This is a genomic window from Sphingomonas sp. GW821-FHT10C01 (assembly GCF_059415525.1).
Window position 1 is genome coordinate 1,215,411 of record NZ_JBWKNK010000001.1, and the last position, 24,574, is coordinate 1,239,984.

Sequence of the window (24,574 nt, forward strand, 5' to 3'; positions counted from 1 at the left end):
CAACCTCGCGGGTGGATTTAACCGCCCTAGTGCCGGTGCTCACGCTTCAGCTGGTAGCGACCTTCGCTATACTGTTCGAAGAGTCCGCCGATTGCGGGGTGATTGACTGGCTCGTCGCTGTCGTCGGTGACCAGATTCTGCTGGCTGACATAGGCGACGTAGCTCGATTCGGCATTCTCGGCGAGCAGATGGTAGAAGGGCTGGTCCTTGCGGGGACGGGCGTCCTCGGGAATCGCCTCATACCATTCGTCGCTGTTGGCGAAGACCGGGTCGATGTCGAAGATCACGCCGCGGAAATCGAACATCCGGTGCCGCACCACATCGCCCACATTGAAGCGCGCGTGCGCGACCGGCGGAACGGGCACGCCAGCGGTGGATAGGTCGACGAAGTCATGGGCACGAGTCATGCCGTTCAATCTAGTGCGGTTTGCGCGCCGCACAAGAAGTGCGGGAGGGTGCTTGTGCAGCTCGAATCTTTGGTCTAGAGGCCCGCGCTCGACTGATCGGACCGGCAATCGCCGTACCCGAATCCCCTCGCGGAGAGGTGGCAGAGTGGTCGATCGCGCCGCACTCGAAATGCGGTTTACGGGGAACCGTAACGTGGGTTCGAATCCCACCCTCTCCGCCACTTCCTGCCTCGTGGCCCGTTCGATAGGAGGACGGCTCAGGGCTTGCTTCTACCGCGATTGATCACAGCGGCTCCGGCCAGAGCGATCACCCCGTCTTGTGGGCCGCGGGCGCCCGATACGCCGATCGCACCGACCAGGGCATCGTCGACTATCAGGGGCAGCCCGCCTTCGAGCAGGGTTGCGTTGGGGAGCGACAGCATCGCGACTCTCCCACCGGCTACGGTTTCTTCCAGGACCCGGCTCGGTGCGCGATAGAGAAACGCGGTACGCGCTTTTTCCTGAGCACCACCCACCGAGCCGGCTGGTGCGCCATCGAGCCGCTCGAAGCACAGCAGGTGCCCACCCGCATCGAGGACGCAGATCGACACGAGCAAGCTGTCGGCATGCGCCTTTGCCGAGGCGGCGGCGATGATTGCTCGGGCATCGTCGAGCGTCAGTGTGAGGTAGGTGCGCACGATGGTCCTTTCGTATCGAGCGGCGGGGATCAGGCCGGCAGGGTGATCGCCAGCGCGAAACCCTGCGGTCCGCGGAATGTGTTCTGCGCGGTAATGCTGATCGTCCAGTCGCCGGCGGCCGCTTCCGCCACGCGCGCCTGTTCGACATTGTTGTAACGGTCGAACTTCTCGAACGGCAGACGGTTCAGGTCTTGGTTGCCGGCGACCTTGGAGCCGTCCGGCGCGATCAGTACCATATCGAGATTATGCTGGATGAACCGCGCCGGGGGGTCGGTCCAGGCCATGGTGACCGAGAGCGGGCCAGGCTGCGGGAGATGGATCTTCCGGATGAAGACCGCGCTGGCCATCGTTCCCGCGACCAATGCCTGCGGGGCGTTGTTATCTATGTCCACGAACTCGAGCGCGAAGCCGGCGTCGTCGCCGAACGGGATGGCATGGGCGAGGTTCAACCGACCGAAGCCCTGATGGAAATTGGGCCTGCCGATACCGGGGTCGGTGACTACCGCGTGGTCGATCCATTCGGCTCCGTTGATCAATGTCGCCTTGAGCAACGCGGCAGAGGGGACTGACTGACCCCGCACCGTGCGATAATATTCCCGCACCACCGCCGCAGCGCCGGCGACAAGCGGTGCGGCCATGCTGGTCCCCGACATGTACTGATAGAGGCCCGGGCTGGCCGGATAGGAGTGAACGGGCGTGCCCGAATCGTGACTTCTGGCGGCGACGATGCCGACGCCGGGGGCGACCAGGTCGGGTTTGATCCGTCCGTCGTCGGACGGCCCACGGGAGGAGAGCGCGGCGACGACATTGATATCTCCGGTGAGATGCAGGTCCGCCATGGCCGGGTTTGCGGGCGCGCGCTGCCCGTCATAGTCGCGCCACCGCAAGGCGGCGTATGGGCCGTCCGGACGGGGCGAACAGCACGCGCCCACAGTCAACGCGTTCTTGGCCCCCGCCGGCGAAGCGAGCGATCCCAGGCGGATCCGGCCATGCGGGTCGTTGGGGTCCTGATCACCGCTATTGCCTGCGGCGATGACGACGAGCAGGTCGGGATTCTCATGGACGAACGCGTCGATATCGAGCGTATCGAGCGTGTATCGGCCCGCGACATAGGCGCCCCACGAGTAGTTCTGGATACGCACACCGGCGGTGTAGGCTTGCTTGAGCATGTCGGTCAGTCCGATGCCGAAGCGATAGGTCAGATTCGTGTCGGCGATGCTCTGAACGAACAGAAGTGCGGCGGGCGCCACGCCGCTCAGCGGCTCGTTGCTTCCCGCGCCGCTGCCTGCGGCGATCGACGCGACATGTGTGCCATGTCCCTTGGGGTCGCGCAGCGAGAGCGGGGTTTCGCGAAGCACGACGGTTACGCGACCGGCGAAATCGGGATGGCCGGCATCGATTCCCGAATCGGCGATGCCGATCGTCTCGCCCGCGCCTTGCCAGGGTAACGGTGCGGTCAGCGGCATATTGCCACCCACCAAGCCGGCAAGTGCATAGCCGAGCAGAGGTTCGGGCGGCACATAGCGTTCGACCAACTCCACCGTGCCGTCGCGACCCATGTCGGCGAGCAGCGCGGCCTCGGCGTCGGGACCCTGGGTCACGTGATAGCGCAGCCGGTCGCTGCCGCGCTCGACCCGTTCGACGCGCGGATCGAGCTCAAGTTGTGCGGCCAGCGACGCGAGCCTCGACACGTCGGTGCAGCGGACATCGTAGAGCGCGGGCTCCCCGTCCGGGGCCGTCATGTCGGCCAGTCCTTCGGGGGCGTCGGCGCTCTTCATGAGCCCTCCGCCGGCCAGCGTGACCTCGACCGCGCTGGCAACGCGCTCGCCGACGGTTTCCCGCAAGCCGTAGGAACCCACACGCAGCCAGTCGGCATCGGCATCGACCGACCTGACGGCGTCGCGGCGCGCGCGGACCTGGAAGCGAGACCGCCCTATCCGCGAATCGAGGCTGATGCCGTGGTCCTCGATCCAGGCCTGACGCTCGGGAGTAAGTGGTCCCTCGACGGTGGCGACCCACAATCCTTCTGCCGCGCTTTCCTCGATCGGAGCCGGAGCCGCCGCAGCAGCGGCGCCGGCTCCGCCGCTCGCGCTCTCAAATCGAGGCCTGCCGACATCGATCTCTTCCGCCGTCGCGGCGTCGTCGCTGGGTTCAGACGGCATCCTGGCGTTGAACAGGATATCGGCGGCTTGCAGCGCCGCCATCGTCGACTGCTCGGCCTTGGCGGTCAGATATGGCCCGTTTTCGATGGCGTCCTTGCCGAGAATATCGCGAGCGATCCGGCGTTCGCGCTTGTTGAGCGGAAGTGCGGTGACCAGCATGGAACCCTCCTAGGTGTAGAAGCGCCGCAACCCTCCTGGGCCTTTCAAGAAGGCCGGGAGGTGCGGAATGGAGTCGAGCATTGTCCAATAGTCGGGGTCGTCGATGACGGTGGCGGCATCGAACGGCACCGAGTCGGGCAGGGTGATGTCGGCCAACTCTTCGATCTCTCCCCATTCCGGTTCGGGCGGCTGAAGGTCGAGATCGAGTTCGATCGCGGCACTGTCGTCGAACGGTTCGAACACCGTGGCGTCGCGTGCGGCCGGCAGATCGGCGAACGCTGCCGCCAGCGCGTCGCGCGCCGCCGCGAAGCCGATATGGTTGAGGGGGGAGGAGGGGTGGCCGAGGTTGAGCAGCCGGTCGCGGCCGCCGACAATGATCGACTCCGTTCGCGGCCCGTCGAACCCCGTCGCCGCCATCAGCGCGCGGTCGCCATAGCGGGGATGGCCGGCGATCACGACTAGGCGCACATGCGCCTCGTTGGCGCGTAGCAGGTTCGTATAGGGATCCGGATCGATCTCATCGAGGATGGTTAGGTCGGCGTGATAGCCGGGGCGGATTTGACCTAGCCGATCGCCCCAGCCGGCGATCGCGAACGCATCCGAGGTGATTGAACGGGCGAGCCGCTCGTCGGCGATCGGCGCCCCCTGTGCGGTCGCCGTCAGCGACGCGATCTTGATTTCGCCCAGGATGTTGCGGCTTCCCGACGGGGTCCAGTCGCTGCCGAGCGCGAACCGCACCCCGGAACCGACCATCGCCGCGACGTCGAGCGTTTCGCCATAAAGGACGGAGTTGCTGAATGGCGACCAGACGACCGATGCGCTCGCGGCGGCGAGCGCAGCATAATCGGGTGCGTTCAGGCCAAGGCTGTGCACGCCGACCAATGTCGGCTGGATCAGGTTGTTGTTCGCCAACAGCTCGAACTGGCGATGCGCGTTGGCATCCACGCCCTCGGACAGATGGAAGAAGAACTGACGGCCGCGCGAAAGCGACGCGCGGAACTTCTCGATCGCCTCGGGTTGATCCTTGAGGTCGAGGATGGCGTGGCCGATCGAGGGCAGGTCGGCGTCGTCGGAGGCTTCGAAATTGCGGACGAGGCCGGGATAGAGCTTGTCGCTGTGCTTGTACTTGCTCTTCATCCCCTGGCCGGAGGTGACGCCGCCCAGCAACAGCTTTACCTCGACATAGCGGATCAGTGCCTTCACCAAATCCTGGCGGTTGGCGATCACCTCCATCGGCAGGCCGACGGCACGTTTATAGGACGGCTTGCGCAGCCATTGCGAGCGGTTGGTCGATTTGGGGTCGGGCCACCACAGGCTGAGGACGTTGTACGCCAGATGATTGTGAAGATCGGCGAAGCCTGGATAGATCACGCCGCCGACATCGACCGCCGTCACCCCCTCGAACCCGTCGGGAGCAGGCACATCCGGGTCGCGGATGTCGACGATGGATCCGCGATAGAGATAGAGGGTGCCGCGCTCGATCGGTGGACCCGACATCGGCACGATCTTGCCGCGTAGCGCCAGCCGGGGCGCGTCGCGTGCGGCATCGTCGAACGCCATGATCTCGTCGGTATCGGACATTGCGGGCTTCCCTTGGGTGAAGGCGGCCACCAGCCGCTGATATTCGGCGCGCTCGGCCTGCGGCGCGGCAGTGCCGGAATCGGCCATGGCGTCGATCGTCGCCCCGGCGAGCGGTCGTAGTTCGGCGCGATAGGCACAGTCGCCGATGCGGTAGAGCGCGTTGTCGCAGAACAGGCATCCGCCGCGCGGGCGCGACAGATGGCCGGTGGTCGGGCTGAGCGCCAGTCTCCCGGCATCGACCTCCGCCGCCAGATGATCGACGATAGCGACGCGCGCTTTGTCGAAATCCTCCTGCCGCGCCGAGGCGTGCGGCGAGAAGACGATGCGCGCGTCGAGTTCCTCGCCCGCTTCCGTCCGGCCGAAACTTAGACGGATCTCGCGCTTGAGCAGCTCGGCGATCGGTTCGCCAGGGCGCGGATCGCCCTTGGTGAAATGGTCGCGCATCGCGATGACAAAGGCATCGGCGGTGGTCTGGCTGAACACGATGACGACGCGCGGCAGCGTCTGCAGCATCTGGCGCAGGAAATAGCGCCGGTCATGGAAGCATTCCTTGACGATCCCGCGTGCGCCGGCTTCGCCCATTACCGGCATCGGCGGATTGCCGGCGACCGGCCGGGTGGTCCAGCGCGCCGATCCGCACGCGACCATATTGGCGTAAGCGATGTCCTCGCCGACGGCGAGTTGGTGATTGGTCCAGCCCATCCGCTGCGCGAACGCGTCGAGCAGCGACTGATAGCCATGGTACATGGTGACCGGTGCTGGCTCGACCGGGATATCGTCGCCCTCCCGCGTCAGACCGCGTGTCTCGTAGGGGCCATCGGGACGGCCGCCGAGCAGCGCATCGAACTCCACCATCGGGATCCGCAGCTTTTCTGTCGCGCGCCAGCGGAAGTGATGCGCGTATTGCAGATAGTCCTGAAAATAGGGGTGGACGGCATTGCGGGATCCGTTGGTCCAGCCCGGCAGGTTCGGATTGATGCCGACCGCGAGGATCGGCGCCTTGCGGCAGCCGCTCAGGATTTCAGGGATCAGCGGGCGTTTTCCGGCATAGACGCTCCGCTGGACGACGCCGGGTTCCCGCGGCGCTCCGCCCTCACGATAATCATAGCTGTGGAAGGCCCCCCATTCGCCGAAATGCGCGCAAGGGTGGGGTGCGGCCACGCCGTCATAGGCGCGCCGCATCGCCTGGCACGGCATCACCTCCAGCGCCAGCTCGACCTCCACCGGGAGCGTGCGGGTGGGCGGCGGCGGCATGTCAGGCGACCATCGCCCAGACGGCGATCGCGCTGTTCACGCTCGTCCAATAGCCGTAGGTCTCATAATACCAGACCGCCCAATGCGCCTGCATGTCGAGGCCGCGACGCAGCTCGGGGGGGATCCCCGGTGTTTCGCGATTGGGCAGGCGCCCGTTGATCTGCGGATCGGACGCGTTGCGAATGACCAGCCAGTCGGGGGTGGATTTTCCCTCTGCCCGGCGCGTCTCGACCACCAGGCCAAGTACCGCATCGCCCATTTCCACCCCGGAGCCCTGTTCCCACAGTCGATTGGTCGAGGTGCCGAACTCGAAGAAGTCGGTCGTCAGGATCGGGTGGAAGGCGGGGAAGTCGACGCCGTCGATCTTGAAATCGGGTGCATTGGCGAACCCCGGCAGGGGATTGCCCTGTGGCCAGGGATATTTTGTGTGCGGTGGCGCGAAGGCCGGCTCGACCAGCTTGCCGGCATGGCGTGCCAGCAACGTGCGCGCCGCATCGAGCCGTTGGGTCGGGATGGTGAAGCTCTCGCAGCGATAGCCGGTATGGGCGAAATCCTCGTTGGCGAATTCCTGGCTCAGCCGGAACTTGGCGCCGCGGGTGATGATGACGTCGCCAAGCTCATGCGGCGGACAGTCCATCCCGCCGACCGACAGCGTCTGATCGGGGGCGAAGGTCGCGCCGGCCGTGCCGACGGTGATCACCAGCGACGGCTTCACCTCGTCGATCATCTGTTCGAACAGGTCGCGGACCGGCAGGGTCGCCTTGCCCGGTGCGGTTTGCTTGCCGTCCTGGTTGAGGTGTAGCTCCGACTTGAAGCAGAGGATCTTGCGACCGGCGATGGTGGTGCGGAAATAGGAGCCGAGACGCCGGACCTTCAGCGAGGGCGCGCCGTTACGGATCTGCGGCTCGTAATGGTCCTGGAAACGGCGGGCATAGCGCGCCCAGCTGTTGCGGCCGAAGCCCGGCGTCAGCACGTCGGCGAGTGCTTCATGCTCGGCCACGGTCCAGGTCACCACCAGCACATCGGCTTCGGGCAGGGCGTCGCCGGGTTGCGGCATATCGCTCGCGTCCCAGGGTTCGGGAATCGGGCGCGCACCGGCGGGCCAAGGAAGACCCAGGTCGAGAAAGGGTGTCGTCTCAACGGCAACCGGGCTGAAATCGTCGGGCTCGAGGCCGAAGTCGATGATCTCGCGTGCGGGATCGGGACGGAGTGGTTGCGGCATGATCTATCCCCATGTGGCTGGTGGAAAACAGGTGATCCGCAGGTCGCGGAAGACGAAATGGTTGGGCAGGATCGGTTCGTACTGCGACGGGTCCGACTCCCGCTCCTGACGCCAGCGCTTGCCGACGCAGCGCAGATGGACGGTGCGGTTCAGGCTCTCATTCGCGACCACGCCGACGCAGACCCAGTCGCGCGGCGACACCGGATTCTGCTCTACATCGACGGGATCGCGATAATAGGCGGCGTGAAAGGCGCCGCGCCGTTCGAGACGCAGGCGGCCGCCATGCGGCGTGCGCCCCTCGGACACCGGCCGGCCATATTGGTTGCTGTCATATTCGGACCCCAGGTTCCAGTTGATCCGGAACCCGTCATCCTCGTCATGCTCCACCCCGACATAGGGCGGCGCCCCATGCGGATCGTAGAAGCTGTCCTTGTCGCGGAAGCTTTGCGGCGGTGCCGCCCGGTGCGAACCCGGGTCGACATTGGTGATCGCCATTTCCAGCGTGGTCGCCTGGCCGACGCGCGCGACGCGATAGTCCACCTCGGCGGCGAAATCGTCGCCGATGCCGCGCACCGTCCCGACCCCGCCGCCAGAATAGAAGGGCCATTCCTTGGCGACGTTGATTAGGTCCCACTCAAGGCGATCGACCCGGCGCTCGATCGCCGATCCGCCACCGCCCGGCATCGGGCCGGCATAGTGGACGATGTCGAGATGGACCCCGTCGTCGCAATAGACGTTCGCGAAGCGGTTCGCCTTGGCATAGCCGAGCGCGAATTGGCGCCGGTCGATCTCGGTCGCCGCGAAGTCGGACGCGGTGTGGATATAGCCGGGCCGTAATCGCTCGACATCGAAGGTCGACCCGGTGCCGACGCCCCAGATCCAGGCGGCACCCGCCAGCGCGTCGAGCGTCGCCGCGTCGGTGCCGTCGTCGTCAAGCACCGCGCAGATGCCCATTGGCCATTCGCCCGCGAACTTGCGGTCGCGCAGATCGGCGCTGGCGGGCGTCCAGCCATTGCCATCATGAAGGAGCTCGGCGGGCAGCAGCAGCAGATCAGCATCGCTGGCGGCGACGGTGGCGTCGCTGGACCAGAGCGCGGTGCGAAGCGTTGTCCGGCGCGCTCGCGCTTCGGTGAGCCGTTCAAGCGAGTCGCTGATAAGGATCACCGCGTCCAGCCGCCGCCGGCTTTCGCAGAGCGCGAGGCTCGGCTCGGCTGCTGTGCCCGCATCGAGCACCAGCGTCGCGTCGCGCGGCAGCGCGTCGATGACGTCGTCGAGCCGGGGAAGCTTGAGCCGACGGGCCGGCACCGCCGGATCGCAATAGTGGAAGCTGCCCTCTGGCGTCCGCCGCGGGAGCCAACCGGCGGAGAAATCATGCGCCTGAAGATCGGCGAAGCTGCTGGTCGAGATCAGCGCGGTGGTGCCGGGCACGCGGTCGTCACCGGCGGGAACCAGTATGTCGTCAGCGGTTTGTTTTACCCCGATCAGCAGCGCATCGGCGCCGCCGGTATAGGCGCTGACCAAAGCCGCGAGGCTGTTGGCGGGAGCATGGAGGCGGTTTCCGCCCAGTGCGATGATCCTCATCTTGTCGCCTCCCTCACCAGGCCACCGCCGCCGCGCCGAGCCCGGCGAGCGCCGCATTCACAGCCGCGAGTGGATTGCCCCTCGCCAGATAACCGGTCGGCCCGACGGTGTTTGGATGCGGGTGGATCACGGTGGCGATGCGATCGGCATAGCCACCGGCTTCGGCAAGGGCCTGGACGCCGCTTTCCGCGAACAGTTTCTTGGCGAAGCCGCCGAGCAACAGGAACACCGTCGGGCGTCCTGGCCGCTCGGCGAGCCCCTGGAGCAGACGGCGCATCAGCGGGCGCCACATCGCGATATGCGCTTTCTGCTCTTCGCCCCCGCCCGGGACGAAACGGGTCAGCGTCCAGCCGGCGTTGACGAACAATACGCCGCCTGCCTGGAGCCGGTCGAAATAGGTGCTGAGCGGCTCAAGCGTGATGTCGCCGGCGGCCGCGGCCGCCCGGACCCTCTGCCAGTCGCCGGGTGTCCGCGCGAAATCGGGCTCGCCATAGCGCAGCGCCACCGCCGATTGCATCAGCCGTTGCAGACTGATCGCGACCGAACCTTGCCAGTCGGTCAGCGCGCCGTCCTCGAACGCGCGACCGGTGGCGCGCGACAAGCGAGGGTAGGGGTCCTGTCCGATCAGCACCACGCGAACGGCGTCGGGGACGACGCCATCGAACGCGCGGAAGATATGCGCGCCGATTGGAGTGCCCGCGAGCGGCTTGGAACGGAGCGGCGGGATCACCGGATGCTCCGCGTCATAGGTCAGCTCTTGCGGGATCGCGTCGAAATCGAGTTCGACTCCGTCGAACAGGCTTAGCCAGGCGGGGTTGAGATCGTCTCGCCACTTGGCGAGGTAGCTCTCCAGATGGGTGCGCAGCGCGACCATCATGCCCTCCTCGGAAGCACGGTGCCGCCGATCGGAAGGTCGAACACCATTGCTTCGCGGAAGAAGCCGTTGGCGGTCGCTTCGGTCAGCCGGTCATGCGCCGGATGGGCAAGGAAACGATCGCGCTCTGCTGCTCCGGCAAAGGTCATGATGGCGCCGAAATCCCAGCCGCGCGCGAGCCGTGACGGGCTGACATTACGGCCCGCTTCGACGTTAAGAACATCGGCGATATCGTTAGGCAACGCCTCGAACTGAGCTTCGACCCGCGCCAGGCGCTGAGGGTCGAGGTCTTCGACAAGCCGATAGACGACGACGTGGCAGAGCAAGGCGGTCATGCCGCACCGCCGCCTGCGCCGACGCGGGTCCGCTGGACAGGTTCGGGAATATGGTCGCAGACGCGATAGGCATTGGCGATCATCGTCAGCGACGGGTTGCTGGCCCCCGCCGTCGGCATGAACGCGGCGTCGATGACGTAGAGGCCCTCGACCTCATGCGCCTGGCAATTGGCATCCAGCACCGACGCAGCCCGGTCGTTGCTGGCACGCAGCGATCCATGGTTGTGGCCATAGCCCGGATTGGCAAGCGTCTGCGGCCGGTTGACGCGAAGTTCGCCGCCGGCATTGCCGACGATGTTGGCCACGCGGTCCAGCGCATAGGCGCTGAGCGCGAGGTCATAGGGATGGTGTTGGTAGTAGGTCAGCGCGACCGGCTGACCATAGGGATCGGTCTTGAGCGGACGCCCGCCCAGGCCGTCGGCCAGCTCGACGCGATTGTCGTATTTCGACATCGTCTCACCGGTGAACGAGAAGGAAACGCCGCCATTCTCGCGTAGCTCGATCAGCCGTTCCTGCAGATGCCGCCCCCACAGGCGCGACCCCTTTTCAGGCATCCCCGTCCGGTACAGCGCCTTGAGCGGCGGATTGATCGTGATCGGATCGTAGATCGAGAATTTGCCGCCCTTGCTCAGCGGCGAATTGCTGTCGTTGATGACGTACAGGTCGCGGAGCTGAAGGCTGCCGAGCGAGGTGCTCGGCTGATAGGGATAGGTCGGGTCCATCGATCCCCAGACCGGCTGGTTGGGGAAGGTGAATTCGAGATCGCCCTTGGTGTGATAGGTGAGATAGCGCCCCGCCAGCCCGTTCGGATTGGGCAGGCCGGACAGCAGATAGAGGCGCGCGGATTCGATCGCCTGGATCGAGACGATCACGATCGGCGCGGTGATGCTCTTTGGCGTGCCGCCCGGCTCGGTCACATACTCGACGCCAACAACGCGATGGCCGCGCTCGCTGCCCGGTGCCGGCTCGTGGAGCAGGCGCAGCACATTATGGCCGGTGCGTAGCTCGCAAAGGCCCGATGCCAGCGCCTTGCGCAGGACCGTGTCGGCGGCGCCCGACCGGCAGTTCGATGCGCAGCCGAACCCCTGGCAGAAGCCGCAGAAGGGGCAGCCGGGACGGCTGTCGCTCGTCCGCGAGTTGATCCCGCGCGGGCTGCGATAGGGAAACATTCCCGCCTTGTTGAAGATGAAACGGAGGAACGGGGACGATCCATGCTCGCGGATCGGCGGCATCGGATAGTCGTATCCCGCGCGCATCGGCTCCTGCGCCGGCGATTGCCGCGCCTGGCCGGATACGCCCCAGTCCCATTCGGCGCGCTCGAAATAGGGCTGGAACTGCTGATAGGTCCACGGCCAGTCGATCATGCTGACATCGCCGGGGATGTCGCGCAGATACTGGGTGACCGAGAAATCCTCCTGCGTGTAGCGCGGAAGATTGGCTTCCCATTGGTTGGTCGATCCGCCGACCATGTTGGTGATCCACCAGCGCTCGCTGGAGACCGGCTCCGCATCGGGCTTGGACGTGTCGATATAGAGCATCGGATCGTCGCGGCGCGACGGGACCATCGCCTTGTGATCGAGGAAATGAAGCTCGTCGAGCGGGATGAAATCCTCGGCGTTGCTCGGTCCGCCACGTTCGAGGACGAGGACGCTGAACCCGCGCTGGGTGAGCGCGCGGGCGGCGGTCGATCCGCCGGCGCCGCTGCCGACGATGATGACATCGGGCTTGTCGATGGTCGGCATGGTTCGCTTCCCCCTTCAGACCAGCTCGAGCTTCTCGGCGTCGCCGAGATAGCCGAGCCAGCGCCACATGATCCGGTTGCGGTTCCCGCCCCATCGCGGGTCGGCCCAGCAGCCCTGGAGGCAGTGGCGCCAGAGCGTGTCGAACAGCCGCTTCTGATCCGCCGCGGCGCCCATCCCGGTGAGTTCGCCGCGTTCGAGCAGGTCGATCAGTGCGATCGTGTCCTCAGCCCCGAGCTGCGCCAGCGGCGTCCCGAACCGGGTCGCGGCGGCGGTGTCGAGCGCGGCGAGCCAGTCGTGATAGCCCGCCTGCCAGCTCGCCAGATCCTCGTGCAGCTTGACCGGGCCGTCGGCGCGCATCTCGAGGAACCGGTCGAGATAATCGACCGCGCCGCAATCATCGGCGCCCGGGATTCCGCGTGCCGTGTCGCGGGGTTGGATCGCGCGGAACAGCGCCGCCAGCTGCGCCCGCTCGGCATCGGTGAAGTACCGCGTCTCGGGAAGACGGAATTCGATGTCCCAGGCCATGACGGTCAGCCCGCCACTGCCGGCGCGCGACGCGGCAGCAGGATGTCCTCGAGCGCGTCCTGGATCCCGGCTTCAAGCGCGGGGAAACTCAGATATTGCGGGCCGCGCTCTTCGAAGATCTGCTCGCCGAGCGCCGGGTAGGTGTCCCAGCCCATGCCGAGATACTGGCCGACGTCGCGCCCGAAATAATTGGCGATCATCGCGATGGTGCTGCCATGGACGCCGCTTCCGCCGGCCGAGGTCCAGATCTTTCCGTTGATCTGACCCGCCCACATCGTGCGCGGCTGGAGAATGTTGGCGCCTTCCTCCTTGAGCCGGCGCGAGACCGTCGCGGCGCAGGTGACCGGCGTATCGCCCAGGATGCCGGCGCGATGCAGGATCGAGATGCCCGAGCAATTGGTCCCGACGACCTTGCCGGCTGCGTGATGCTTGCGGACGATGTCGAGCAGTCGCTCGTCCTTGCTCGCCTCGCCGCTGCCCAGGCCGCCGGGGACGAACAGCAGGTCGAACAGATCCTCGGGCTCGACCGCGCCGTCGGTGAAGACGCGGGTGCCCATCTGCATCTCGACCACCTCGGGGTCGGACTCCTCGACCCGCAGCAGCCGGACGCGCAGCTGCTTGCCCTGTTCGGCGAGCACCATCGTGGCGTGCTTCAGGATCTCATAGGGTACGAGCGTGTCCTGCTCGCCGCAGCGATGATAGGCCATGACGGCTACGGTCTTGATGTCGGGCATCTGGTTTCCCCCGGTTTGCGGTTGGAGTTCCTGTTCAAGGTCGGCGATCAGCATCAGCCAGGGACCAAGGTCGCCCGGGCCGAACCGCTCCATCAGTTCGACGATCACCGCGTCCGAATGGCCGTCGAGGTGCTTGCCGATCCCCGGCAACGTCTCGTCATTCTCGCGGCGCGCATGTTCGCGGTAGAGCGCGACGAACGCGTCCAGTGCTTCGCGGAACAGGATTGTCGCCGCGGCATCGCCGGCGCGGATCCGTGCCAGCGTGTCGCGCATCGTCGCGAACAGCTTCCGCCCGGCATCGTGGTCCGCATAGACATAGGCGGCGTCCGCCTCGGGAAAGCCATTGGCGAAGGCGAGCGGGAGCAGCACGCGCTCTTCAACCGCGTGGTGATAGCGATCGATGAATTCGTGCAGCAGAAAGACGAGCAGGCCCATTGCGCGCAGCGGCGGCGCCTCGTCTGCGGCGATCTTCTTCGAGATCGCGGCGGAGGCCATGACCAGCCGGCGGCCAATCAGGTGATCTTCCTCCATGATCTGCTCCGCCAGCCGCCCGCTGTCCGTTTCGGTGGAGGCGCGCGCGGCGATATCCTTGGTCAGGAACTCGCGGCCCGGCGGGCACGGCTTGAGTTCGGCCTGCATCCCGGCCGCGCGCGCGCCGAGCACTTCGAGGAAGTTCTCTCCGACGAACAGGCACTCCTCGGGCGCAAGCCCCAGCTTCGCCGCTGCGTAGCGGTAGATCGTGGCGCTAGGCTTGTCGGCGCCGGCATCATGGTTGGTGATGAAGCCGGCCGGGTCGAGGAACCCGGCGATCCCGGCATCGGTGATCATCTTCAGCCCCGCCGCGCTGTCGACGTTCCTGGGCAGGTTGGTGATGATGCCGATTCGGCAGCCCAGTGTGCCGCCCACGGTTTCCAGCAGCGTCTGGGTCGACGGCTTGTAGGTTACGAGATGCCCCGGGCGGTCGACATAGCCCAGCGTATCTTTCGCATCGAAGAAGATGGCTTTGACCACGGCAATCGGCCCCCGCTTGCGTTCTGCAACGGGGATAGCGGCGGTGTTCGCCGGGCGCGGTGAGGCGGCGCACGCTCGTTCGGTGATTTTTCGCACATTCGGAGACAAATGCGCGTGCGGCACTGGACCGCTCGCCATTGCCTTGTCCCTGCCGCTGCTGTCTATTCAGGCCGGGTGGGGTGGGCGATGCAGCAAGACGAACGACGCGGATTGCTCGAAATACTGGGTACGCAGGCACGCCACGCGTTGCTCGCCCGCTCGGGCACGATCCGGGTGCGAAAGGGCCAGTCGGTGGTCGCTCGCAATGAGCCTTCGGGCGACGTATTCATCGTCCAGGAAGGCCGTTTCAACGTCGTGCGCTACTCGGTCGATGGCCGCGAGGTTTCGCTCCGCGAGCTGAGCGAAGGCCAGTTGTTCGGCGAGCTGTCGGCAGTCGACGGCGCCGCGCGGTCGATCGGTATCGTCGCTGCGACCGACGGCTCTTTGCTCGCCATTCCGGCGGAAGCGTTCCGGGCAACGATCCGGGAGCAACCCGATGCGGCGGACTGGCTGATCCGCCGGTTGACCGCGCAGGTCCGCAGCCTGACCGATCGCGTCTTCGAGCTAAGCGCGCTCAACGTCCGCGCCCGGCTCCATTGCGAGCTGCTGCGGCTGGCCCGGTCACGCGATGACAGCATCGAAGCCGCGCCGAGCCACGCCGAGCTGGCGAACCGGATCGGGACGCATCGTGAAGCGGTGACCCGGGAACTCGCAATCCTTGCGGAGCGGAAGATCATTCGAGCCGGCCGCCGGCGTCTGGAATTCGTCGATCTCGCCGGACTGGAGGAAGTCGTCGCGGCGAGTCTCCACGATCTTTCCGGCGATTCAGGCTGGTGGTAACCGCGATCTTGAGGGCTTGAGAAGTCGTCTATTCGACCCTGTTCTCGGGCTCATCGTTGATAGTGGCGCGGCCTGTTGTGATTCACCCACCGTCGTGCAACTCTAATCAATGACGACTGGGGTGGGGCAACATGTCGGATTCAGGGAAAGCCGTTCCCGAGGCGATCGATTTCGGCCGCTCGCGGATGCAATGGGCGACGTCGAAGCGCGCCGGCGATGTGTCGGAGATCGCGGTCCTCGCACCGATCCGGAAGGGCTGTATTCCTGGGGAGACGGCGACCTATGAGGAAGCGCTGCGCGCGGCAATCGCCAACATCACGCAGCGGTTGCAGCAGGGCCTGCCTTCCGAACTCGATAAAGTCCCAACGATCCATTTCGGGCGGATGATCATCCTGCGTCCCGAGCAGTATCTCGTCTATTCCGAGAACATCGCAGGACTGCCGTATGAGGAGGACGAGACCGCGCAGCGCGCCGGCGCGCCGGGCCGTCGGATTCCCCAGCAGATCGACGATTTCCAGGAGGTCATGGCGACGAGTGCGCCTTCGCTGGCTCCGCAGTTCCGGTCCTGGATCCTGACGCTGGTCGAGTTCGACGGCGATCTCAAAGTCTATATGCGCGACATCGCGCGCACGCTGAATTCCGACTTCGATAAGGTCTTCCGCCATTGCGAGGACTATCCGGGCACGCGGCGGTTCGAGCAGTTCTGGCAATGGATCCGCCGCTACCAGATCCATACCGATCTGTTCTACGCGCCCTATGGCGAACTATCCGTCGCCCGGCTGAAGCATCTTGAGGCGTTCAAACGGCGCTTCGACCAGTTCGTCGCGCGGGTGCGTTCGCCGAGCGGGCCAACGGTCCGGTCGATGGATGAGCTGTTCGACGAGTTTCTACGCGAGAACCAGCAATATGCCCGCGACTTCCCGTCGCCGGGCGGAGTCTATCGCGCTCGCAACGCTGCGGAAGGGGGCTAGCCTTGGACGGGCCTGATCAAACGCCGGACGCGGTTTCGACGACGCGCGCGAATATCCAGGCAAGCGTATTGCGGACTCCCAAGACTGGTGGTGAGAACCCGTGGACGCGCAACTGGTCGCTGTTCGTCTTCTTCCGGATCATGAACGATGGTGAGATCTCCGCCACTCGCGACCGGATTCTGGAACTGTACGACGGCAAGGAGCAACTGCCCGGCGAGCTGGGGCCGCTGGCGAAGCTCAAGCTCGATCTCGCCCATCCGGGGATGCTCAATGCCGCTTTGGACGATCCCGAAGCGGTGGCGCCGCCAGTCGAGGCGTTCCGCGCCTGGCTCACGGCGCTCATCGCGAAGGATCCCGAACCGATGCGGGCGACGCTCGCCGGCTTCAGCAACGCGCTCGAAGCGGGGCTGACCGTCGCGGCGATGACTGACGGCGGCGCGGCGGCGGCGGTGGCTACCGCTGCTGCGATGGTCGCGGATGTCGATCTGTCGTCTGGTACCGCGGGAATCAGTGCGGAGATGACGGTTCTCGGCCTGTTGCGCGGTTTCATGACCGAAGCGGGTTACGCCAATCTGATTGAACGCGCGCAGGCGAGTTTCAGGGCGGTTGCCAGCGACGAGGCGACCGGGTTCGCGTTGCCCGCCTTGCTCTTCTACGAGTTTCTTCGCACGTCCGCGCCGGCGTTCGAGCCGGGCAAGGACTTGCCGCCGGCGATCCGAAGTGAGGCCGATCAACAGGCTTTGGCCAGTGAAACGAACGACGGCGGCGATCGGATGCCGATCAGCTTCGCTTTCACCCATGCCGGGCTGAAGACGCTTCAACTTGATCCGGCGACGCTTGCCTCCTTTCCCGATGCCTTCAAGGAGGGCATGGCCGCGCGCGCGCGGCGGCTCCGGGACACCGGCCCCAGCGCGCCCGAATATTGGGAAGGCGAACTCGGCCTAAAGAGCGTGCACGGCTATTTCACCGGCGGGTTCGGCACGCGTGCCTATCCAACCTCGGTAGCCTTCTGGAAGCGGCTGCGCGCCGAGGTGCGCGCCTTCAATGACGCCACCGACGAGGCGAAGGAGGAGCTTCGCGAATGGATCGGCGCGATGTTTCGGCTGGTGGGGCTGGAAATCGTTCATATCGAACTGGGCCAGGACCCGCATCAACATGATGACGACCGGGCGGCCCAGATCGACGCGACGACCCGCCAGACGCCCCGGACCGAGCATTTCGGCTATCGCGACAATCTGAGCCAGCCGTTCGTCGATCTTGGGCTTGGCGACACACTGGCCGGCGGCGGCACGGCGTCACGGCTATCCAGCTGGACCCCGGTCGCGCCGGGCGAGATATTCCTCGACCAGCCGGACGAGGACGGGGAGAAGCACGCGCTGCCCGTCCACCCGCTATTGCGCAGCGGATCGACCTTCGTCGTGTTCCGCAAGCTCGAACAGGATGTCCAGGGTTTCCGGTCGTTCCTCGGCCGGCAGCGCCCTGGCGATCCGCAGGCACAGGACGCGCTCGGCGCCCAGATCGTCGGGCGGTGGAAGAACGGGGCCCCTCTCGTTACCGCGCCCTGGCAACAGCCCGATGTCGATGCCGATGCGGAAGGGACGCTCAACGACTTCCGTTACGCGGTCGACGACCCGGAGGGCAGGCGATGCCCGCTGGGCGCGCATATCCGCCGCTCCAATCCACGCGACATCGGTGGCCGTAACGAGACGCGGCGGCACCGCATCCTGCGCCGCGGGATCAGCTATGGCGGCGCCTTATTACCCGAGAATTCGGCGGGCGACGGCGAGAAGCGCGGCATGTTGTTCGTGGCCGCCAATGCGCGGATCGACCTTCAGTTCGAGGTGATTCAGGCGGACTGGATCAATGACGGCGAGTTCCTGGGTCAGGCTGGACTTGGCCGCTGTCCGTTGACCGGTGCGAATGCCGGAACGGTTGCCGACCGTTTCTTTGAGGCCGGCGCCGTCGCGCCCGTCACAGAGATTCCGCGCTTCGTCCACACGCGGGGCGGGGATTATTTCTTTCTGCCGGGGGTCGCGGCGCTGAAGGGACTCGCCAAGGGCGACCGCTTCGCCGTGCCGGCAGACCAGCTTCCCTATGGCGGCTACAGCATGGGGGACGCATTCACGCCGTCCCTCTACAATGAACGCCGCCTCACGACCTATGCGCGAACAATGCTGGGCACATCCAAGCGGGCCGTTCGCGTGACCGCACCGGGAACCGGCCAGATCGTCAGTTTCGTCGGCCGCCACGAGGACGTCGCCCGGGTTCTCAGCAACCGGAACGGCAAGGACGGTGTCGAATTCTCGGTCCGCCCCTATCATGTTGCGGGGCGGCGGATCACGCGTGGCAGCGATATGCTGATCGGTACCGATGAGAGCGGCCCGACCTGCCCGGCACGGCACCGGTTGAGGCCGATCCTTGACCTCGCCTGGACATCATTGGCGCGTCATTTCGACCCAAGCGGTGGAATCGACGTGGCGCTACGTGACATCGCCAAGGGCCGGCTCGATGCGGCGTTGCGGCGGACGACTCAGGCGCGCCGGATCGATCTAGTCGCCGATGTCGCCGCACCGGCCGCCTATGGCATCGTCACCGATCTTTTCGGTATTCCGGGGCCGTCATGGGTGACCGAACTTGGCGTCGCGCTGCCGTTCGCCCGCCAACATGTCGGTGACCTTCCCGCGGACTGGCTAGCAGCGTTCAAGGGTGAGCGGACCGCTGATCCGGGGCTCACCACGATGCAGGTCTGGTCTGCCGTTATGGTGCTCGACCTGATCGGCAATCTCCAGAATCAGAGCGCACTTCACGCGCTGTCGCGTCAGGCGGGTTCGGAGATGCTGAACCATATCGATGCGCGGCTCGCGGAGGTACGGAGTCGGCGTGCCAACGCTACCGGAACGCTGGTCGGCGCCTTTGTGGCGAATGAATCGCTTGAGGAGATTAAGGCCCTCTACAAAGGGGTGCCGACCGGTGAGGATTGGCGGAGCCATTATTATCAGGACGTCTCGATGATTCTGATCGAGATCATCGGATCGACCCTGGCGGTGATCCCGCTGACCTTCGCGTCGGTAATGACCAGCCTGTTCAATCTGCGCATTCCTTTGTCCGCGCTCCCTCCGCTTGGCAACGATCAGATCGCGGCGCTGATCTACGAAGCCGAACGGCTCAACCCCAATTTGCCTGTGCGAATGCGCCATTGCGAAGTCGATACGGACTGGTCGAATCAGATGGGAATCGCCGCGGGCGACTCGATCGCCGCGCTGGTCGCCGCGGCGAACCTAGATCCGCGCAAGTTCACCGATCCGTTGCGTTTCTCGTTCAAGGGTACCGGGATCGGCGAAGGTCCCGAGCGCAAGATCGACGACTATCTGCTGTTCGGTGTTCCCGGAAGCAACAAGGATTGCTGGGGCCGCAACCGTGTCGCGATGCCTGTCCTGCAGGAATGTATCCGGGCGTGCAGCCGCCTGACGGGGCTTCGCCGGGTGGCCGGGCGGGCGGGGGAGCCTCAGAAGCTCATTCAGGTTACGATCGGCCTGCTGGCGCGTTTCACGCGACTTGCTTCGTAACACCGCCGTTCGGGACGAAGGCCGGCACTGCGACCAGCCCGTGATGGCCGCAGATCGTGTCGAGCTCGGCCAGGTCTTCAGCGATGCGCGGATCGGCCGGCAGGGTCTCCTCCAGCAGGCGGGCGCGAAGACCCAGGCCATCGACGATCAGGCATGGGCTGTTGGTCCGGCGCGCGATGTCGAGCGCTTCGTCGAGTTTCGCCAGTCCTTTCACGATATCGCCGCTGCGATAGAGCGCCTCGGCATGGCCGATATGAAGGTTGTACACTTCGAGTTGTCCGGTCCGTTCGTGCAGCCCCTGGTGCAGACATTCTTCGACAATCTCGATCGCTTCTTCCGCCCTTCCGATGCGTGATAGCGCCGCGGCGGCGCGGCCGATCAGATTGGGCCGGATCGCGTCATAGCCATTACGTTCGCTGATCGCGCGCGCGACCGCAAGGCATTCCGCCGACTCCACATTGCGGCCGAGGAGGAGGAGGTTGCGTCCCAATGCGTTGCGCGCCAGCGCCTCGGAGTAGGGGTCTCGCTCCCGCACGGCGATGGCCAGCGCGCGTTCGGCGTACTCCAGCCCTTCGTCGAGTTCACCGATATCGACCAGAAACCAGCTCATGAATGCCAGCGCGGTCGCGCTGGGGATGCCGGCCGCGCCCAGCCGCGCGGTTTCCAGATCGCCGGTCAACATGTCGCACAGTGCACGCTCCTCGGCGATCGCGCGTCGTACCTCCCCCATACCGTGAAGGATGTTGGACTGCATGATCTGGTTGGCGAAGATCAGCGTCGGCGATTCGAGCGCCCGCGCAATGGCAATCCCTTCCTCGGTGGCCCGAAGCCCTTCTTCGTACCGCCCCTCGAACCAGCGGATCATGCCGAGCTGGGAAAGCGTGCTGGAGGTCAGCGCCGGCCGGTCGAACTGGCGCACGCGTTCCATCACCTGCGGCAGGTGAAGGTTGACCTTTTCGAACTCGCCGAGCTGCACCATCGAGGCGAAGGCCATCAGCACGAAGTCGACATACTTCCTCTCCGCGGCTTCGCCGATGCGCTCGATCGCCAACAGCGCACGGTCGAAGATCAGGTCGAGCGATGCCGCCGCCGAACTCCGCCGAGCCTCCAGCCCCGCCTCCCAGAGATAGTCGAGCGCCGCCCTGTCGTCGCCGGCACCCTCGGCATGGAAGGCAAGCTGTTCGTATCGGCCCGCCAGATCGGGGTGGCGCAACAGCAGCGCCGCGACCGCCGCGCCATGAAGTTGTCGCCGCCGTTGGCGACCAATCGTGTTCGCGCATGCCTCGGCGATGATGTGATGACGCAAATGTGTCGAACGCTGCGAGGCGGGGTGGGTGAACGCGAACCGCTCGAGCGTGGCGAGGTCGTTCTGCAGCGCGTCTTCCTCGACCCCCATCACCGCAGCGGCGAAGCCAATGTCGACATTTTCGCCAAGCAGGCTCAGCGTCTGCGCCAGCGCCTTGCCACCTGACGAAAGACGTTCGAGCCGAGCATGGATCACCGATTCCACGCTGGGCGGAAGTGCCAGAGGCGGCGTGGCTGGTCCATTCTCAACCGACCGTACCAGCTCTTCGAGGACAAAGGGGATGCCCTCCGAGCGGGCGACGAAATGCGCAAGCGTGGCCTCCGCGTCGCGGCGTCCCGCCCATAGTCGCCGCCCCAGGCTCACCATATCCGCTGCCGGCAGCGGCTCGACGGCAACGACCGTGTCCGCAATGCCGTCCGCATCGGCGTGCGCTTCGGGCCGGCCGGTCAACAGCATGAATAATGGCCGATCGGTCTGCTCGGCCGCGAGGAGGCGCAGGAACAGCCGGCTTTCCGGATCGACATGCTGCAGATCCTCGACCAGCAGGATCGTCGGCCGGTCGAGCGCCAGTGCGCGGAAGCCGTTGACGAACGCCCGGGCGAGTTGGTTCTGCGTGAGCACCGTCGCCGGTTTGCCGGCCCCCGCTGGCGTGAGCGTTGCCTCGAGCGCCGCAATATCCTCCTCGTGGAGTGCCAAGACGGCAAGCCTGTCGCTCAAGGAGCCTCCCGTTGCCCGCGCCTCGAGTAACTCGTCGATCAAGCTCCGCGCGGCGGCGAAGGGCGTGGTGCGGCGCTGCGCATCGCCGAAGAAAATCAGGTGCCGGATGCCGAGCGCGATCGCATCGGCGGTCGCGGCAAAGGCAAGGCGGCTCTTGCCGATTCCCGGCTCGCCGATCAGCGCGATCGAGCGGTTCGGTTGCCCGGCGCGCGGTAACGCGGCGGCGAGCAGCGCGACCTCGGCATGGCGACCGACGATTGGGAACCGATAGCGCCCGGCGATGTCGTCGGCCTGCACATTCTCCGGCCGCGCCTCGAGCTTGTAGGGCAACGAGCCCACCGCGCGCAGCGCCTCGGTCGGTTCCTCGGGCGTCAGGGCCAGCCGCATCCGGCACAGCTTGGTCGTTTGCGCGCTAACCAGGATGCCGCCCGCCTGCGCCGCCTGTTGCAGCTTGGCCGCGATGTTCACGGTCGCGCCGACGGTGTTCGGATACAGGTTGCCGTCGCGGTCTACGTGGCGCACCGCCGCGATGCCGGAATGCACGCCGACACGAAAGCGGACCGGCTGGCCGCCCGGCCCCAAGCGGCGCTCGGGAACGATCTGAAGATCCCATGCGGCGGCACAGGCGCGGTCGGCATGATCCTCCAGGGCGGTCGGCCATCCGAAAACCGCGATACCGCCGTCGCCTTCGTAGCTGATCAGCTTGCCGCCACCCCTTTCCACGGTCTCGCGGAAATGCTCGAACCATTGATCGAAAAGTTGCAGGGCGTCCTCGGGATCGCAATCCACGATATGCTGAGTCGAATTGGCAATGTCGGCTGCCAGGATCGTAACGATCCGACGCTCATGGTCGATCTGTTTGCTGGAAGATGGATCCGGCGGCATGACTTCACCACCCTATAGTAAAAACAAAACATGGCTAAGGGGAACAGGACCACGCAAGCTGCGATTGCTGTAGCGCTTCCCGAATTTGACAGCATTCAACCCGTCCATGCGGCCGCGATCATTCAAGTGACGCCCAGCGACGAGGCTTTACGCCTTAAGGTCGCGGCTTTGCCCGCGTCCGCATCGCCGATTCGCCGCAACGGTAGGATTCCGCAGCGTCAATTCATTGTGAGGCGTATGAAGATTCCTGGGCGCGAACCGGCTATACGTGCGTCATTAGTGCAGGAGCGGTGGGAGAGGACGACGGGGTGGCAGCCGAAGCGGTGTCTGATCTGGAACGACTAGTCCGGCAATTCCGGCCGGCGCTGGTCGCCTTTTTCTCACGGCGGGTCTCCAGCCCGGCGGAAGCAGAGGATCTGACTCAGGAAGTGTTTGTCCGGCTCGCACAATCCAACATCGACGCAGTTGAATCGACGGAGGCGTTCATTTTCCGTGTCGCGACCAACCTGTTGCGCGACGGATCTCGCCGGGATCGCGTGCGTGCGGCCTATCGTGCTTCCTTCGAGCAGGAAGACGGTATCGGTATCGACATACTTGACCCGCATCGCATCGCGGCGTCGCGCGAAACCATCGGAATTCTGTGGGCGGCGATTCAGGCGCTACCCGAACCGACCCAGCAGATCTTCATCCTGTACCGCGTCGAAAACATCCAGAAACAGACCATCGCGGACAATTTCGGATACAATGTACGTACCGTTGAAAAGCATATTTCCCGCGCCTTGGTCTTTCTGGCCCGCCGAATGGGAGGCCGGGCATGACCGCAGTGATCCAAGACGACATGCCCATGGACCATGAGGAGCAGGCCGCGGAGTGGTGCTGGCGCATCGCCGACCGCGCGCTCACCGAGCATGAGCAGGCGCAGTTTGATGCCTGGATCCGCGCCGACCCGCGTCACCAGCACGTCTTCGATGAAATGGTGGCGGTCTGGAAGGGAACCGACACGATCGCCGAAATGCCTGGTTTCCTCTCGCTGCGCGCGAAGGCGCTGACGACGATGGAAAGCGCCCGGGATCGCGACGAGGTTTCATCCTATGGGCGTGGCCGATGGTATCGCGGCCTTGCCGCCGCTGCGGCGTTGATCCTGATGGTCTGTGGAAGCTTCTGGTTCTTCTCCAGTGGCGCGGATATCTATGAAACCGGAGTTGGCGAGCGGCGCGTCGTCCGCCTTGAGGACGGATCACGTATCTCGCTCGACGCGTCGAGCCGGGTCGCCGTTGCCTATTCGGATGACCGGCGCGCACTGACGCTTGAGCGCGGCCGTGCGAAGTTCGATGTGGCAAAAGAGGTGTTGCGTCCTTTTACCGTGACGGCAGGAAATCAGGCGGTCGTGGCGACCGGCACCGCGTTTAGTGTCGAGTTGTTGCGTGGTCAGATGCGTGTGCTCCTCTATGAGGGGCAAGTCGCAGTAGTCGCTCAGTCGGCGGCCAGCAGAGTGGTCACCGCCAAGGTGCCCAAGCACTCCGAGCATCCCGCCACTGAACAGCTTGTTCCAGGGCAGGAGTTGATCTCAAGCCTCGCCACGGGCGCCGTCAGAGTCGTTCCCGCGAAGATGGATCGATCGCTGTCTTGGGAAGACGGGCGGCTCGACTTTGTCGATGAGCCGCTGGCGCGGGCAGTTGAGCGGATCAATCGTTATACCGATACGCCGATTGTCGTGGGCGACGTCGCGGCGGGGCGTCTGCTGGTGAACGGCGTCTTCGACGCAGGCGATACGCAGAGCTTCGTGCGCGGAATGACGGCGTTGTTCCCGCTTTCGGCCAAATATGACGCTCAGGGCGTTACGCTTGTGAGCGGCAAAGAACCTCTCGCAGCAAAATAGATGGGCGCGAATCCGGCATACCCGCGTCTCTAGGAATAGAGGGGCGGCACGATCGACCCCTCAAACATTGGGGGGATGAGGATGTCGCATAGGCCGTACCTGCTTTG

At 65.4% G+C, this 24,574-nt stretch carries 17 protein-coding genes and 1 tRNA gene; 6 read left to right on the forward strand and 12 right to left on the reverse strand.

Annotation, left to right across the window (positions count from 1 at the left end; all coding sequences use genetic code 11):
• Positions 1-26: 26 nt before the first annotated feature.
• Positions 27-407: a heat shock protein HspQ gene (gene hspQ / locus AC07M1_RS05945; protein WP_495161642.1), complete on the reverse strand. Its 381-nt coding sequence runs from the start codon at positions 405-407 to the stop codon at positions 27-29.
• A gap of 131 nt (positions 408-538) precedes the next feature.
• On the opposite strand from hspQ, the gene AC07M1_RS05950 reads away from it, so the two are divergent.
• Positions 539-628: transfer RNA gene (locus AC07M1_RS05950), tRNA-Ser, on the forward strand.
• Between the two features lie 36 nt (positions 629-664).
• On the opposite strand, the gene AC07M1_RS05955 is transcribed toward AC07M1_RS05950, so the two are convergent.
• The 10 genes from AC07M1_RS05955 to AC07M1_RS06000 are packed head-to-tail and all read right to left on the reverse strand — an operon-like array spanning position 665 to position 14,264.
• Positions 665-1,084: a GlcG/HbpS family heme-binding protein gene (locus AC07M1_RS05955; RefSeq protein WP_495161643.1), complete on the reverse strand. Its 420-nt coding sequence runs from the start codon at positions 1,082-1,084 to the stop codon at positions 665-667.
• A 29-nt stretch (positions 1,085-1,113) separates the two neighbouring features.
• Positions 1,114-3,405: a S8 family serine peptidase gene (locus AC07M1_RS05960; RefSeq protein ID WP_495161644.1), complete on the reverse strand. Its 2,292-nt coding sequence runs from the start codon at positions 3,403-3,405 to the stop codon at positions 1,114-1,116.
• A 9-nt stretch (positions 3,406-3,414) separates the two neighbouring features.
• Positions 3,415-6,240 carry an amidohydrolase family protein gene (locus tag AC07M1_RS05965; RefSeq protein ID WP_495161645.1) on the reverse strand — a complete coding sequence of 942 codons (2,826 nt, stop codon included), beginning with the start codon at positions 6,238-6,240 and terminating at the stop codon, positions 3,415-3,417.
• Between the two features lies 1 nt (position 6,241).
• Positions 6,242-7,462, reverse strand: a complete 1,221-nt coding sequence (locus tag AC07M1_RS05970; RefSeq protein ID WP_495161646.1) for a hypothetical protein — start codon at positions 7,460-7,462, stop codon at positions 6,242-6,244.
• Between the two features lie 3 nt (positions 7,463-7,465).
• Positions 7,466-9,043 (reverse strand): glycerophosphodiester phosphodiesterase, encoded by a 1,578-nt coding sequence (locus AC07M1_RS05975; RefSeq protein WP_495161647.1) that lies wholly within the window; start codon positions 9,041-9,043, stop codon positions 7,466-7,468.
• A gap of 13 nt (positions 9,044-9,056) precedes the next feature.
• Entirely contained in the window at positions 9,057-9,917 is an 861-nt protein-coding gene (locus AC07M1_RS05980; RefSeq protein ID WP_495161648.1) for a uracil-DNA glycosylase family protein, read from the reverse strand.
• Positions 9,917-10,252, reverse strand: a complete 336-nt coding sequence (locus AC07M1_RS05985; RefSeq protein ID WP_495161649.1) for a Dabb family protein — start codon at positions 10,250-10,252, stop codon at positions 9,917-9,919. The genes AC07M1_RS05980 and AC07M1_RS05985 overlap by 1 nt, the downstream gene beginning before the upstream one ends.
• Positions 10,249-11,994: a GMC oxidoreductase gene (locus AC07M1_RS05990; RefSeq protein WP_495161650.1), complete on the reverse strand. Its 1,746-nt coding sequence runs from the start codon at positions 11,992-11,994 to the stop codon at positions 10,249-10,251. Before AC07M1_RS05990 ends, AC07M1_RS05985 begins: the two co-directional genes overlap by 4 nt.
• Before the next feature lie 15 nt (positions 11,995-12,009).
• Positions 12,010-12,519: a gluconate 2-dehydrogenase subunit 3 family protein gene (locus tag AC07M1_RS05995; protein WP_495161651.1), complete on the reverse strand. Its 510-nt coding sequence runs from the start codon at positions 12,517-12,519 to the stop codon at positions 12,010-12,012.
• A gap of 5 nt (positions 12,520-12,524) precedes the next feature.
• On the reverse strand, positions 12,525-14,264 hold the full coding sequence (locus AC07M1_RS06000; RefSeq protein WP_495161652.1) for a DJ-1/PfpI family protein: 1,740 nt from the start codon (positions 14,262-14,264) through the stop codon (positions 12,525-12,527).
• Between the two features lie 186 nt (positions 14,265-14,450).
• Here AC07M1_RS06000 and AC07M1_RS06005 point away from each other — a divergent pair, with 186 nt between their 5' ends.
• The 3 genes from AC07M1_RS06005 to AC07M1_RS06015 all read left to right on the forward strand — a co-directional run bounded on the left by AC07M1_RS06005 (position 14,451) and on the right by AC07M1_RS06015 (position 19,680).
• Entirely contained in the window at positions 14,451-15,143 is a 693-nt protein-coding gene (locus AC07M1_RS06005; protein WP_495161653.1) for a Crp/Fnr family transcriptional regulator, read from the forward strand.
• Between the two features lie 131 nt (positions 15,144-15,274).
• On the forward strand, positions 15,275-16,114 hold the full coding sequence (locus AC07M1_RS06010) for a hypothetical protein (RefSeq protein WP_495161654.1): 840 nt from the start codon (positions 15,275-15,277) through the stop codon (positions 16,112-16,114).
• Between the two features lie 2 nt (positions 16,115-16,116).
• Complete coding sequence (locus AC07M1_RS06015) at positions 16,117-19,680, forward strand: hypothetical protein (protein ID WP_495161655.1); 3,564 nt, start codon at positions 16,117-16,119, stop codon at positions 19,678-19,680.
• Here the strand turns inward: AC07M1_RS06015 and AC07M1_RS06020 are convergent.
• Entirely contained in the window at positions 19,661-22,588 is a 2,928-nt protein-coding gene (locus tag AC07M1_RS06020; protein ID WP_495161656.1) for an ATP-binding protein, read from the reverse strand. The two genes, AC07M1_RS06015 and AC07M1_RS06020, sit on opposite strands and share 20 nt — an antisense overlap.
• A 308-nt stretch (positions 22,589-22,896) precedes the next feature.
• On the opposite strand from AC07M1_RS06020, the gene AC07M1_RS06025 reads away from it, so the two are divergent.
• Together AC07M1_RS06025 and AC07M1_RS06030 are read left to right on the forward strand one after the other, a co-directional pair.
• Positions 22,897-23,406, forward strand: coding sequence for an RNA polymerase sigma factor (locus AC07M1_RS06025; RefSeq protein WP_495161657.1), 510 nt, complete (start codon positions 22,897-22,899; stop codon positions 23,404-23,406).
• Positions 23,403-24,467, forward strand: a complete 1,065-nt coding sequence (locus AC07M1_RS06030) for a FecR family protein (protein ID WP_495161658.1) — start codon at positions 23,403-23,405, stop codon at positions 24,465-24,467. The genes AC07M1_RS06025 and AC07M1_RS06030 overlap by 4 nt, the downstream gene beginning before the upstream one ends.
• Positions 24,468-24,574: the final 107 nt, after the last annotated feature.

Excerpts from the sequence above, each read along its gene's own strand:
- hspQ (WP_495161642.1), bottom strand. The coding sequence starts at position 407 with ATGACTCGTGCCCATGACTTCGTCGACCTATCCACCGCTGGCGTGCCC.
- AC07M1_RS05960 (WP_495161644.1), bottom strand. The coding sequence starts at position 3,405 with ATGCTGGTCACCGCACTTCCGCTCAACAAGCGCGAACGCCGGATCGCT.
- AC07M1_RS05965 (WP_495161645.1), bottom strand. The coding sequence starts at position 6,240 with ATGCCGCCGCCGCCCACCCGCACGCTCCCGGTGGAGGTCGAGCTGGCG.
- AC07M1_RS05970 (WP_495161646.1), bottom strand. The coding sequence starts at position 7,462 with ATGCCGCAACCACTCCGTCCCGATCCCGCACGCGAGATCATCGACTTC.
- AC07M1_RS05975 (WP_495161647.1), bottom strand. The coding sequence starts at position 9,043 with ATGAGGATCATCGCACTGGGCGGAAACCGCCTCCATGCTCCCGCCAAC.
- AC07M1_RS05980 (WP_495161648.1), bottom strand. The coding sequence starts at position 9,917 with ATGGTCGCGCTGCGCACCCATCTGGAGAGCTACCTCGCCAAGTGGCGA.
- AC07M1_RS05985 (WP_495161649.1), bottom strand. The coding sequence starts at position 10,252 with ATGACCGCCTTGCTCTGCCACGTCGTCGTCTATCGGCTTGTCGAAGAC.
- AC07M1_RS05990 (WP_495161650.1), bottom strand. The coding sequence starts at position 11,994 with ATGCCGACCATCGACAAGCCCGATGTCATCATCGTCGGCAGCGGCGCC.
- AC07M1_RS05995 (WP_495161651.1), bottom strand. The coding sequence starts at position 12,519 with ATGGCCTGGGACATCGAATTCCGTCTTCCCGAGACGCGGTACTTCACC.
- AC07M1_RS06005 (WP_495161653.1), top strand. The coding sequence starts at position 14,451 with ATGCAGCAAGACGAACGACGCGGATTGCTCGAAATACTGGGTACGCAG.
- AC07M1_RS06010 (WP_495161654.1), top strand. The coding sequence starts at position 15,275 with ATGTCGGATTCAGGGAAAGCCGTTCCCGAGGCGATCGATTTCGGCCGC.
- AC07M1_RS06020 (WP_495161656.1), bottom strand. The coding sequence starts at position 22,588 with ATGCCGCCGGATCCATCTTCCAGCAAACAGATCGACCATGAGCGTCGG.
- AC07M1_RS06030 (WP_495161658.1), top strand. The coding sequence starts at position 23,403 with ATGACCGCAGTGATCCAAGACGACATGCCCATGGACCATGAGGAGCAG.